Source organism: Agrococcus lahaulensis DSM 17612 (genome assembly GCF_000425105.1).
In the GTDB taxonomy this organism is placed as follows: Bacteria; Actinomycetota; Actinomycetes; order Actinomycetales; family Microbacteriaceae; genus Agrococcus; species Agrococcus lahaulensis.
This window is the reverse complement of record NZ_AULD01000003.1, coordinates 1-12,463: the sequence shown is the minus strand read 5'-3', so window position 1 is coordinate 12,463 and position 12,463 is coordinate 1. Positions and strand designations below refer to the sequence as shown.

At 71.5% G+C, this 12,463-nt stretch carries 12 protein-coding genes; 6 read left to right on the top strand and 6 right to left on the bottom strand.

Annotation, left to right across the window (positions count from 1 at the left end; all coding sequences use genetic code 11):
- The coding region (locus H508_RS13585; RefSeq protein ID WP_169514143.1) for an HNH endonuclease signature motif containing protein at positions 1 to 532 on the top strand (532 nt) is incomplete at its 5' end.
- A 143-nt stretch (positions 533 to 675) separates the two neighbouring features.
- On the top strand, positions 676 to 1,332 hold the full coding sequence (locus tag H508_RS0100270; protein ID WP_026372585.1) for a hypothetical protein: 657 nt from the start codon (positions 676 to 678) through the stop codon (positions 1,330 to 1,332).
- Positions 1,333 to 1,357: 25 nt separating this feature from the next.
- On the opposite strand, the gene H508_RS0100265 is transcribed toward H508_RS0100270, so the two are convergent.
- Genes H508_RS0100265 through H508_RS0100255 form a run of 3 tightly spaced genes read right to left on the bottom strand, consistent with a single transcriptional unit; the run spans position 1,358 to position 3,455 of the window.
- A complete protein-coding gene (locus H508_RS0100265; protein ID WP_026372584.1) occupies positions 1,358 to 2,332 on the bottom strand; it encodes an Fpg/Nei family DNA glycosylase in 975 nt (324 codons plus the stop codon).
- On the bottom strand, positions 2,332 to 2,817 hold the full coding sequence (locus H508_RS0100260; RefSeq protein WP_026372583.1) for a ribose-5-phosphate isomerase: 486 nt from the start codon (positions 2,815 to 2,817) through the stop codon (positions 2,332 to 2,334). Before H508_RS0100260 ends, H508_RS0100265 begins: the two co-directional genes overlap by 1 nt.
- Positions 2,817 to 3,455 (bottom strand): mycothiol-dependent nitroreductase Rv2466c family protein, encoded by a 639-nt coding sequence (locus tag H508_RS0100255; protein ID WP_026372582.1) that lies wholly within the window; start codon positions 3,453 to 3,455, stop codon positions 2,817 to 2,819. Before H508_RS0100255 ends, H508_RS0100260 begins: the two co-directional genes overlap by 1 nt.
- A 117-nt stretch (positions 3,456 to 3,572) precedes the next feature.
- Between H508_RS0100255 and pepN the strand changes: the two genes are divergently transcribed.
- From pepN to H508_RS0100235, 4 genes are read left to right on the top strand one after another with little or no spacing between them, the layout of a single operon-like run.
- Positions 3,573 to 6,113, top strand: coding sequence for an aminopeptidase N (gene pepN / locus H508_RS0100250; protein ID WP_026372581.1), 2,541 nt, complete (start codon positions 3,573 to 3,575; stop codon positions 6,111 to 6,113).
- 11 nt (positions 6,114 to 6,124) lie between these two features.
- Positions 6,125 to 7,054, top strand: a complete 930-nt coding sequence (locus H508_RS13580) for a mechanosensitive ion channel family protein (protein WP_051222405.1) — start codon at positions 6,125 to 6,127, stop codon at positions 7,052 to 7,054.
- 11 nt (positions 7,055 to 7,065) lie between these two features.
- The gene (locus H508_RS0100240; protein ID WP_051222407.1) at positions 7,066 to 7,440 is read left to right on the top strand and encodes a globin domain-containing protein; all 375 of its coding nucleotides are present in this window, start codon (positions 7,066 to 7,068) and stop codon (positions 7,438 to 7,440) included.
- A 20-nt stretch (positions 7,441 to 7,460) separates the two neighbouring features.
- Positions 7,461 to 9,089, top strand: a complete 1,629-nt coding sequence (locus H508_RS0100235; RefSeq protein ID WP_026372579.1) for an FAD-binding dehydrogenase — start codon at positions 7,461 to 7,463, stop codon at positions 9,087 to 9,089.
- A 64-nt stretch (positions 9,090 to 9,153) separates the two neighbouring features.
- Here H508_RS0100235 and H508_RS0100230 read toward each other — a convergent pair whose 3' ends face one another.
- From H508_RS0100230 to ctaC, 3 genes are read right to left on the bottom strand one after another with little or no spacing between them, the layout of a single operon-like run.
- Positions 9,154 to 9,576 (bottom strand): cytochrome c oxidase subunit 4, encoded by a 423-nt coding sequence (locus H508_RS0100230; protein ID WP_026372578.1) that lies wholly within the window; start codon positions 9,574 to 9,576, stop codon positions 9,154 to 9,156.
- A gap of 1 nt (position 9,577) precedes the next feature.
- Positions 9,578 to 11,311 (bottom strand): aa3-type cytochrome oxidase subunit I, encoded by a 1,734-nt coding sequence (gene ctaD / locus H508_RS0100225; protein WP_021011661.1) that lies wholly within the window; start codon positions 11,309 to 11,311, stop codon positions 9,578 to 9,580.
- Entirely contained in the window at positions 11,311 to 12,213 is a 903-nt protein-coding gene (gene ctaC, locus H508_RS13575; protein WP_051222401.1) for an aa3-type cytochrome oxidase subunit II, read from the bottom strand. Before ctaC ends, ctaD begins: the two co-directional genes overlap by 1 nt.
- Between the last annotated feature and the right edge of the window lie 250 nt (positions 12,214 to 12,463).

The following is a 12,463-nucleotide window of genomic DNA, read 5'->3' as shown; positions in this document are numbered from 1 at the left end:
CGCGCTCGAGGGCGGAGCGCTCGTCGACGCCGCCACGGTGCGAGCGCTCGCGGCGGAGACGGTCACGTGGGAGCGGCTGTTCCTCCACCCCGTCACCGGTGTCCCGGTCGCGGTCGACACGTACAAGCCCAACCGGGCGATGCGGCGCTGGCTGCAACGCCGCGACGGCCGCTGCCGCTGGCCCGGCTGCACCAACCGCGTCTCCCGCGCCGACGCCGACCACACCATCGCCCACGCCGACGGCGGCCCCACGACGCTCTCGAACCTCGCGCACCTGTGCCGGCGGCATCACCTCATGAAGCACGCGACCGCCTGGACCGTCCGCCAGCTCGACCAGGGCGTCCTGGAGTGGACCAGCCCGACGGGCAAGGTCTACCTCGACGAGCCCGAACCCGCCGGCCCGGCATTCGTCGACCGCGGCGTCGACATCTGGGAGCTCTCGAGCGACCAACCCGCCAAGTGCACGGCGAGCGACCCGCCCTGGGCACACCTCAACGACTGCACCTGCGAGCTCGAAGACGCGGTCCGCTGATCTTCGCGAATCGCGCCGAGAGGCTGACGCGTGGGTGTCCGCCGCCGACGCGATCGCGACGCGCGCCGACGGCGACGTACCACCTCGCGACTTCCCTAGGCGCCGGCGACGTCCGCGCGAGCCGCGGCCGATAGCGTTGCGGGGTGCGCTCCAGGCTCGTGACCCGACCCGCCCGACGCGGCTCCGCCCGCGCCGGCGCCGCGCTCGTCGCCGGCGCGACGGTCGCGCTCGCCCTCGCGGCGTGCATCGCGACACCCGCGTCGGTGCCGGAGGATCCCGCGATCCCGGCCAGCCCATCCCCCGTCTTCACCGACCTCAACCCCGCGCCGACGACGAACGGCCCGACCGAGCCACCGGTGCCGACGACCGCGCCGGGCGAGTTCTCGTACGGCGACACCGTCGTCGTGCACACCGACCGCGGCTCGACGTGGGAGATCACGGCGCTGCGGTCGATCGACCCCGCCGACTCGCTCGCCGCCCAGTCGGGCGCCTCGCCCCGCTCGGGCGAGCGCTTCGTCGTGCTCGAGCTCGAGATCGAGAACGTCGGCGTCGTCACGACGCACCCGATGTTCGACATGACGTTCGCCTACCAGCCCGACGGCGGGCCGTTCTCGGATCAGAACTCGGCCTCGACCGCCGCCGCTCCGGACGACCTCGGCTACGTGTGGGAGATGCGGCCGGGCGATCGCGAGACGGCTCAGGTGATCGTCGCGGTGCGCGAGGACGACCCGACCGGCTCGTGGGTCGTGAGCCCATCGGCGTCGGGCATCGACGGCGCGACGCTCTACCGCTGGCGCTGACGCGGCCGCTGGGCGCGCGCCGCGGTCACCGCTGGCAGCCGGGGCACCAGTAGAGCTTGCGGCCCTGCATCGTCTCGAGCGCGATCGCGGTGCCGCAGCGGCGGCACGGCAGCCCCTCGTGCTTGTAGACCCAGTGCCGGTCGGCGCGGTTCGCGAGCGCCGCCGCTCGGCGCGCGCCGCGCAAGCCGTCGATCGTGAGCATCTGCCCCGTCTCGACGCCGATGCGCAAGAGCTTCACCCAGTCGCGCCAGAGCCCCCGCAGCTCGTCGTCGGTGAGCTGCGAGCCCGGCCGGTGCGGGTCGATCGCCGCGCGGAAGAGCAGCTCCGCGCGATAGACGTTCCCGATGCCGGCGACGACCGACTGGTCCATGAGCAGCTGCCCGATCGGCTGGTTCGACCTCGACGCGCGCTCGACGAAGCGCTCCTCGGCGCGGCGCTTCGACTCCGTCGGCGCCTCGGGATCGGGGCCGAGCCGCTGCGCGAGCGCCTCGACCTGGCGGTCGTCGAGCACCTCGCACACGGTCGGCCCGCGCAGGTCGGCGACGGCGGTGTCGGTGAGGATGCGGACCCTCACCTGCCCGACGGGATCCGGCGGGAAGGCGGTCACCGCGGTCGCGGTCTCGTGCTCCCCCGCGCGCAGCCGAGTCAGCCTCGGCGCGCCGATCGAGTGGATCGAGTCCTCCGACTCGCCCTCGGTGCCAGCCCCGCGCATCCCCGTCTGGCCCATGCGTCCGTCTGCGGCGAGGATCGTCGGGTCGACCGAGATCTCGCCCGCGAAGTCCCACGCGCCGTAGATGCCGAGGTGCACGTGCAGCGTCGGTCCGTCGAAGCCGACGAGCAGGTGCTTGCCGATCGCGTCGGACGACGTGATCTCGCGCCCGTCGAGCTCGGCCGCGCCGACCTGGAACCGGCCCTGCGGGCTCGACACGGCGGCTGTGCGGCCGACGAAGTTCGCCCGGAACTGGCGGGCGATGCGATGGACGGAATGCCCCTCCGGCATCAGCGGATCTCGTGGCCCGCGATGCCGCCCGTCGTCTCGTACTCGGCGAGCTGCGCGATGCGGCGAGCGTGCCGCTCGGCACCGCTGAAGGGCGTCGCGATGAAGGCGTCGATGATCTCGAGCATCTCGGCCTCCTCGTGCTGGCGCGCGCCGACCGCGACGACGTTCGCGTCGTTGTGCTCGCGCGCGAGCTCGGCGGTGCGGAGGCTCCACGCGAGCGCGGCGCGCACGCCCTCGACCTTGTTGGCGGCCATCTGCTCGCCGTTGCCCGAGCCGCCGAAGACGACGCCGAGCGCCTCGACGCCCGCGCGCTGGTCGCGCACGACCGCGCGGGCCGCGTTGATGCAGAACGCCGGGTAGTCGTCCTCGGCGTCGTACTCCGTCGGCCCGTGGTCGACGCACTCGTGGCCGCGGTCGGTCAGGTGCTGGATGAGCCGCTTCGACATCTCGAAGCCGGCGTGGTCGGTGGCGATGTGGATGCGCATCACGCCTCCTGCTGATCGGTGGCGAAGACGGGCCCGCGGGTGCGCGAGCGCTTGAGCTCGAAGAAGCCGTCGATCGACGCCGCCGCGACGATGCCGTCGAAGAGCTGCAGTGCCGCCTCGCCGGTCGGCGCGGGGCTCACGACGGGTCCGAAGAACGCGACGTCGTCGACCGCGATGACCGGCGTGCCGACGTCGTCGCCGACGAGGTCGATCGCCGCCTGGTGGCTCGCGCGCAGCGCCTCGTCGTGCTCGTCGGTCTCCTCCGCGAGCGCCGCGTCGAGACCGGCGGCCTCGAGCGCCTCGGCGATGATCGCGTCGTCGTCCTCCCGGCGCTCGTGGTGGATGCGCTCGCCGAGCGCGTCGTAGAGCGCCTTGACTGTCGCGTCGCCGCCCGCGGCGCGCGCCGCCGTGACGAGCCGCGTGAGCCGCATCGAGCGCGGCATGCGCGCGGCGTACGCCTCCGGCAGGTCGCGGCCCTCGTTGAGCACGGCGAGGCTCATGACCTGCCAGTCGACGTCGAACCCCCGCACGTCGGCGACCTCGCCGAGCCAGCGGCTCGTCATCCACGCCCACGGGCACGTGGGGTCGAACCACATGCGGACGCTCGTCGGCTGCTCGGTCGTGACGTCGGTGCTCATGCCTCGATGGTATCCGGGAGGCCTCGACGGGTCCGGGCGGGCACCGGGCGCCCGGGCGCGCGCGACTACGCTGGAGGGCACTGCCCACCAGCACCTGAGAGACAAGGGAGTGCCAGCGTGCCCGGAGAGAACCTCACCCGCGCCGAGGCCCAGGAGCGCGCTGCGCTCGTCGAGGTCGACAGCTACGAGATCCACCTCGACCTCACCACCGGCGACGAGGTCTTCCGCTCGACGACGACGGTGCGCTTCCGCGCTCGCGAGGGCGCGTCGACCTTCATCGACCACATCTCGCGCGAGGTGCACTCGGTCGTGCTCAACGGCACCGAGCTCGACCCCGCCGTCGTGAACGACGGGGTGCGCATCCAGCTCGACGACCTCCGCGACGACAACGCGCTCACCGTCGTCTCCGACGCGCGCTACGTCAACACCGGCGAGGGCCTGCACCGATTCGTCGACCCGGTCGACGGCGAGGTGTACCTCTACTCGCAGTTCGAGGTGCCCGACTCGCGCCGCGTCTTCGCGGTGTTCGAGCAGCCCGACCTCAAGGCGACGTTCCGCTTCACCGTCGTCGCGCCCGCGCGCTGGCAGGTCGTCTCCAACCAGCCGACGCCCGAGCCGGTCGTCGAGGGCGACACCGGCACGTGGAGCTTCGAGCCGACTCCGCGCATCTCGAGCTACATCACCGCGCTCGTGGCCGGCCCCTACACCGTCACGCGCTCCGAGCTCACCTCGCGCGACGGCCGCACGATCCCGCTCGGGATCTTCTGCCGCGCCTCGCTCGCCGAGCACATGGACTCCGATTACATCTTCGACATCACGCGCAAGGGCTTCGCGTTCTTCGAGGAGCAGTTCGGGGTCGCGTACCCGTTCGAGAAGTACGACCAGCTCTTCGTGCCGGAGTTCAACGCGGGCGCGATGGAGAACGCCGGATGCGTGACGTTCACCGAGTCGTACGTCTTCCGCGCGCAGGTGACCGACGCCATCCGCGAGCGCCGGGTCGTCACGGTGCTGCACGAGCTCGCCCACATGTGGTTCGGCGACCTCGTGACGATGCGCTGGTGGAACGACCTGTGGCTCAACGAGTCGTTCGCGGAGTGGGCGTCGACGCTCGCGACCGCCGAGGCGACCGAGTGGACGGGCGCGTGGACGACGTTCCAGGCGATGGAGAAGACCTGGGCGTACCGCCAGGACCAGCTGCCCTCGACGCACCCGATCGTCGCCGAGATCCGCGACCTCGAGGACGTGCAGGTCAACTTCGACGGCATCACCTACGCCAAGGGCGGCTCGGTGCTCAAGCAGCTCGTCGCCTGGGTGGGCCTCGAGGCGTTCATGCAGGGCGTCGGCGCCTACTTCCGCAAGCACGCGTGGGGCAACACCGAGCTCGCCGACCTGCTCGCCGAGCTCGAGACGGCGAGCGGCCGCGACCTCGCCGAGTGGAGCAGGCTGTGGCTCGAGACGGCCGGCGTCAACACCCTTCGCCCGACGATCGAGACGACGCAGGACGGCATCATCACCGCCTTCACGATCGAGCAGACGGCGCCCGCCGAGTGGCCGACGCTGCGCCCGCACCGCCTCGCGATCGGCTTCTACGACGAGGTCAAGGGCAAGCTCGTGCGCCGTGAGCGCATCGAGCTCGACGTGGCCGGCGCGGTCACGAACGTGCCGCAGCTCGTCGGCCACCTGCGCCCGGCACTCATCCTGCTCAACGACGAGGACCTCGCCTACGCGAAGATCCGCCTCGACGAGCCGTCGATGGCGACCGCGCTCGCGAGCCTGCGCGACATCGAGGATCCGCTCGCTCGCGCGCTCGTGTGGGGCGCGGCGTGGGATGCGACGCGCGACGGCGAGACGCCCGCGAGCGAGTACGTCGACCTCGTGCTCGCCAACATCGGCGCCGAGACCGAGTCGACGACCATCCGGCTCGCGCTCGCGCAGCTCGCGCAAGCGGCGCGCACCTACGTGCACCCCTCGCGTCGCGCGGCGACGATCGAGCGCATCGGCGACGCGCTGTGGACGCTCGTGGTGGATGCGGAGCCCGGTTCGGACGCGCAGTTCCAGTTCGTGGGCGCCTTCGCGGGCCTCGCCTCGACCCAGCAGCACGTCGAGGCGCTCCGCGGCCTGCTCGACGGCTCGCGCACCCTCGAGGGCCTCGAGGTCGACGCCGACCTGCGCTGGCAGCTGCTCGACGGCCTCGTGCTGAACGGCGCGGCGGGCGAGGAGGAGATCGCGGCGGAGCTCGCGAGCGACGACACCGCGACCGGCCGGCAGTTCGCGGCCCGCGCGCGCGCGACGATCCCCACGCCCGAGGCGAAGGAGGCGGCGTTCGCATCGGTCGTCGACCAGGCGGGCGCCTCGAACATGATCGTGCGCTACACGGGCCTCGGCCTCGTGCACGTCAACGACGCATCCAGCCTCGACGCCATCGTCGACCGCTACCACGAGGCGATCCACGGCATCTGGGACACGCGCACCTACCAGGTCGCGGAGGGACTGCTCGTCGGCCTCTACCCCGCCGTCGTCGCGGACGAGCGGCTCGCGCGCACGACCCGCGAGTGGCTCGAGCGCAACGAGTCGGCCGCGCCCGCGCTGCGGCGCATCGTCGTCGAGCACCTCGCCGGCGTCGAGCGCGCGCTCGCGGCGCAGGAGCGCGACGCCTGATCGGGGACGGGATGCGGACTGCGGCGACGGAGGAGGCGTCGGCGACCGGCTGGGCCGCCGTCGCCGAGTGGTGGGAGAGCTGGGGCCAGCCGGTGGGCGTGCTGCTCGCGATCCTCGGCGCGTTCGTCGCCTACTGGATCGTCAAGGCGGCGATCGGCCGGGTCGTGCAGGGCGTCGTCTCGGGCGTCAAGCGCCGGGCCGACGCCGCCGACACCGAGGCGCTGTCGAACTCGCCGCTCGCGCAGGTGCGGGTCGTGCAGCGCACGCGCGCGATCGGCAGCGTGCTCAACACGCTCGCGGCGTGGGTCATCGGCGCCCTCGCGCTCATCCTCATCCTCTCGATCCTCGGCGTGAACGCCGCCTCGCTCGTCGCGATGGCCGGCTTCCTCGGCGCGGCGGCGGGCGTCGGCGCGCAGGGCGTCATCAAGGACTTCCTCAACGGCCTGTTCATGGTCTTCGAGGACCAGCTCGGCATCGGCGACGTCGTCGACCTCGGCGAGGCCTCCGGCGTCGTCGAGTCGGTCGGCATCCGCGTCACGCAGGTGCGCGACGTGCACGGCACCCTCTGGTACGTGCGGAACGGCGAGATCGTCAGGGTCGGCAACGAGTCGCAGGGCTGGGCTCGCGTCATCATCGACCAGGCCGTGCCCTACGACGTCGACATCGACCGCGTGCAGGAGCGGCTGCTCGACATCGCGACGCGCATGAGCGAGGACCCGGCGTGGCTGCACCGCATCATCGACAAGCCCGAGGTGTGGGGCGTCGAGTCGGTCTCGGCCGAGGCGATCGTCATCCGGCTCGTCGTGCGCACGAAGGCGAGCGCGAAGTACGAGGCGGGCCGCGAGCTGCGCCGCCGCGTCAAGCTCGGCCTCGACGACCTGGGCCTGCACCTGCCGTCGATGCAGAGCATCGTCGTCAAGGGGATGGAGCCGTCGAGGTGACGAACCAGAGCATGCACGAGGCCATCGGCGGCGAGGCCTTCTTCCGCGCGCTCGTGCACGAGTTCTACGAGCGCGTCTGGGCCGACGAGGTGCTGCGGCCGATGTACCCCGCCGACGACCGCGCGGGCGCCGAGGACCGGCTGCGCATGTTCCTCGAGCAGTACTGGGGCGGCCCGACGACCTACGGCGAGCAGCGCGGCCACCCGCGGCTGCGCATGCGCCACGCCGCCTACGCGATCGACCCGGATGCGCGCGACCGGTGGCTCGCGTGCATGCGCGGCGCGCTCGATGCGCTCGAGCCCGCGCCGCTGCTGCGCGCCGAGATCGAGGACTACTTCGAGCGCGCCGCGACCGCCATGCTCAACCGCAACCCCCTCATCCGCTGACCCAGCCCCGAAGGAGCACCATGGCCGACGACGTCCTGGTGATCGGCGCCGGCCTCGCCGGTCTCGTGACCGCGAGCGAGGCGCTCGAGCGCGGCCGCCGCGTGCGCATCATCGACCAGGAGGGGCCTCACGCGATCGGCGGCCAGGCCTACTGGTCGTTCGGCGGCCTGCTGCTCGTCGACTCCCCCGAGCAGCGCAGGCTCGGCATCGCCGACTCGCTCGAGCTCGCGCGCGCCGACTGGTCGGCGTCGGCCGGCTTCGACCGCGACGAGGATGCGTGGGCGCGGCAGTGGGCGGACGCCTACCTCGACTTCGCCCACCGCGAGCTGCGGCCGTGGCTGCGCGAGCTCGGCGTCGGGCTCTTCCCCATCGTCGGGCACGCCGAGCGCGGCGCGCGCACGCCCGGGGGCCACGGCAACACCGTGCCGCGCTTCCACATCGTGTGGGGCACCGGGCCCGCGCTCGTCGCGCCGTTCACGCGGCTGCTCCGCGACGCGGTCGCCGACGGCCGCGCGCGGCTCTCGTTCCGGCACCGCGCCGAGCGGCTGCTCGTCGAGGACGGCCGGGTCGTCGGCGTCGCGGGCTCCCGGCTCGCGCCCGACGTCACCGTGCGCGGCGAGCCCTCGAGCCGCGAGGCGGTCGGCGACTTCGAGCTGCGCGCCGAGTCGGTCGTCGTCGCGACCGGCGGCATCGGCGGTGAGCTCGAGCGCGTGCGGGAGCTGTGGCCGGCGCGGCTCGGCGCGGCGCCCGAGACCGCTGTGCGGGGCGTGCCGCTCCACGTCGACGGCTCCGGCCTCGCGATCGCGGCCGACGCGGGTGCGCGGCTCGTCAACGGCGACCGCATGTGGCACTACACCGAGGGCGTCCGCAACTGGGATCCCGTCTGGCCGCAGCACGGCATCCGGATCCTCCCCGGCCCCTCGAGCCTGTGGCTCGACCACCGCGGCCGCCGCTTGCCCTCCCCCAACTACCCCGGCTTCGACACGCTCTCGACGCTCGAGCACCTGCGCTCGGTCGGCGCCGAGCACTCGTGGTTCGTGCTCACGCAGTCGATCGTCGAGAAGGAGTTCACGCTCTCGGGCTCCGAGCAGAACCCCGACCTCACCGGCCGCAGCCTCCGCCGCCTCGCCCAGCGCGTGCTGCCCGGTGCGCCCGCGCCCGTGCAGGCGTTCCTCGACCACGGCGAGGACTTCGTCGTCGCGAGCAGCCTCACCGAGCTGCTCGACGGCATGGAGCGGCTCGGCCCCGGCCTCGATCGCGCGGCGGTCGTCGCGGCGATCCACGAGCGCGACGCGGCCGTCGCCGATCCCGCCTCGGACGACCCGCAAGCGGTCGAGATCCGCCGAGCCCGGGAGTACGTCGGCGACCGGCTCGTGCGCACCGCCGCGCCCCACCGCATCCTCGACGAGCGCCACTGGCCGCTCATCGCCGTCCGCCTGCACACGCTCACGCGGAAGACCCTCGGCGGCATCCAGACGGATCTCGACTCGCGCGCGCTCGGCGCCGACGGCGCGCCCGTCCCCGGGCTCTTCGCGGTCGGCGAGGCCGCGGGCTTCGGCGGCGGCGGCGTGCACGGCTACCGGGCGCTCGAGGGCACGTTCCTCGGCGGATGCCTCCACACCGGGCTCCGGGCGGGTCGCGCGGTCTGACGCCCGCGCGGGCGAACGACGGAGCGCCCCGTCCGCGAGGGACGGGGCGCTCCGATCCGGTCGGTCAGTGCGTGAAGTTGCCGCGGTAGTGCTCGTAGACCCAGCCGACGAGCATGATGATCAGCAGCACCGCCGCGATCGGGATGAGGAACGTCGGCCCCGTGGGCGAGAGGAACACGAGCGCGAGCGCGAAGCCGACGCCGAGCGGCCACCAGCTCCACGGGGAGAAGTGCCCCTCCTCCGGGTCCGCGTCGTCGATCTCGGCGTCGAGCCGGTCGGACGGGTGCTCCACGCCGCCCTGCCCGCGCCGGACGAGCACGAGGTAGAACCCGATGAGCCCCGACATGAGGCCGGTGAGCGCGAGGCCCAGGGTGCCCGCCCACTCGACCCGGCCGTCGTACGCCAGCATGTGCCAGATCGTGTACGCCGCCGAGCAGAGGAGGAAGAAGGCGGTCAGGATCGCCATCAGGATGATGTTCACGCGCATGTCAGCGCACCTCCCCGTCCGAGAGATCCGCGACCGGACGCTGCGGGGCGTCCTTGAGCGCTCCCGCTCCGACCCCGTACTGCATGCCCGCGTTCGGGTGGTGCAGGTCGAACGCCGGCGACTCCGAGCGGATGCGCGGGATCGAGTGGAAGTTGTGCCGCGGCGGCGGGCAGCTCGTCGCCCACTCGAGCGAGCGGCCGGTGCCCCACGGGTCGTCGACCGTGACGCGCGGCGCGGTGCGCGCCGTGATCCACACGTTCCAGAGGAACGGGATCATCGACAGGCCGAGGAGCATCGAGCCGACCGTCGAGACCTGGTTCATCCACGTGAAGCCATCCTCCACGAGGTACGTGTAGTACCGCCGCGGCATGCCCATCACACCCAGCCAGTGCTGGATGAGGAAGGTCATGTGGAAGCCGATGAACAGCATCCAGAAGTGGACGTGCCCGAGCCGGTCGTTGAGCATCTTGCCGGTCCACTTCGGCCACCAGAAGTAGAAGCCCGCGAACATCGCGAACACCACGGTGCCGAACACGACGTAGTGGAAGTGCGCGACCACGAAGTAGGTGTCGGAGATGGCGAAGTCGAGCGGCGGCGAGGCGAGGATGACGCCCGTGAGGCCGCCGAACGTGAACGTCACGAGGAACCCGAGCGTCCAGAGCATCGGCGACTCCCACGTGATGGAGCCTCGCCACATCGTGCCGATCCAGTTGAAGATCTTCACGCCCGTGGGCACCGCGATGAGCATCGTCATGAGCGAGAACCACGGCAGCAGCACCGTGCCGGTGACGTACATGTGGTGCGCCCACACCGTGACCGAGAGCGCCGCGATCGCGATCGTCGCGCCGACGAGCGTGTTGTAGCCGAAGATCGGCTTGCGTGCGAAGACCGGGATGACCTCGGAGACGATGCCGAAGAACGGCAGCGCGATGATGTACACCTCCGGGTGCCCGAAGAACCAGAACAGGTGCTGCCAGAGCACAGCTCCGCCGTTGGCTGGGTCGAAGATGTGCCCGCCGAGGATGCGGTCCATCGCGAGACCGAACATCGCGGCCGCGAGCACCGGGAACACGACGATAACGAGGATCGACGTGATGAGCACGTTCCACGTGAAGATCGACATGCGGAACATGGTCATGCCCGGCGCGCGCATCGTGATGATCGTCGTGATGAAGTTGACGCCACCCATGATCGTGCCGAAGCCCGAGAGGCCGAGGCCGAGCACCCAGAGGTGCCCGCCGATGCCGGGCGAGAACGCCGTCGTCGACAGCGGCGTGTAGGCGAACCAGCCGAACGACGCGGCGCCCTGCGGGGTCAGGAAGCCCGACAGCGCGATGAGCGAGCCGAACGAGAACATCCAGAAGGCGAGCGCGTTGAGCCGCGGGAACGCGACGTCGGGCGCGCCGATCTGCAGCGGCATCATGACGTTCGCGAAGCCCGCGAAGAGCGGCGTCGCGAACATCAGCAGCATGATCGTGCCGTGCATCGTGAAGAGCTGGTTGTACTGCTCCTCCGTCGGCACGACCTCGAGGCCCGGCGCGAACAGCTGGGCGCGGATCAGCAGCGCCATGACACCGGCGATCAGGAAGAAGATGAACGACGTGATCAGGTACAGGTACCCGATCGTCTTGTGGTCCGTGGTCGTGAGCCACTTGACCAGGACGTTGCCCTTGCGCTCAGCCCCCGGGCTCAACGCCGGTCGCGTCTGCGTGCCGGGCGTCACCGTGGCAGTCATCAGCGGTCCTCGCCTTCGTTGGTCGTGTCGACATCGGCATCGCGGTCGGCGTCGACACTCTCGTCACCCGAGAAGGGGTTGATCGACTCGCCGATCTCACCCACGAACCCCTGCTCCTCGAGGCTCTCGAGATAGGCATCGTACTCCTCGGGGCTGACGAGCTCGACGTTGAAGAGCATCGCCGCGTGGTACTCGCCGCAGAGCTCGGCGCACTTGCCTCGCAGCACGCGCTCCTGGTCACCCGTCTCGAAGTACATGCGGTTCGTCACTCCGGGGATCAGGTCCTTCTTGTAGAGGAACTCCACCACCCAGAACGAGTGCGCGACGTCGCGGGCCTCGAGCGTGATCTCGATCGACGAGTTCGTCGGGAGGTACAGGGTCGGCAGCGAGTCGGCTCGCATCTGGCCCGTCTCGGGATCGTTCTGCACCTGGATGCCCTGGTAGTAGACCGGGTCCTGGCCCTCGCGCTCGTAGACGAAGTCCCACGACCAGCGCTTGCCGTAGACGGTGAGCGAGTAGTCCGGATCCTCGATCGGCTCCTCGATGATCGCCTGGTCGCGCGCCGTGAAGGCGAAGAAGCCGGCGACGAGCACGACGGGGACGATCGTGAAGAAGATCTCGATCGGCATGTGGTAGCGCAGCTGCACCGGCAGGCCCGTCTGGCCGCGGCGACGACGGTAGGCGATCGCGGCCCAGATCATCAGACCCCACGTGATGATGCCCACGCCCATCAGGACGATCCAGGAGGTCGTCCACAGCCCCATGATGCGGTCGACGTGGTTCGTCAGGCCCGGCTCGGACGGCATGTACCCCTGGAGCTGTGCCTGGGTGCATCCCGCGAGCGCAAGAGCGACGACCACCGCGACCGGGGCGGCGATCCAGCGAGATCGACGATTGCGCAATGTCTTCCTCCGAGTCCTCGAGCAGTCTCCCTCGATCCTAGTACCCACAGACGGCGCTCAGGCCCCGCCGACGCTCCACCGAAGGGGCCGTGCCACGGCCGAGCGCCGCGGACCCGAACGGATCCGCGGCGCTCCGGCGTGGGGGCTTGCTCGCGTCAGTGGAACGAGTCTCCGCAGGCGCAGGAGCCCCGCGACGCATCGCGTCGCGCGCCCCGCGCCGAGGTGACCAGGACCATCAGTGGAACGAGTC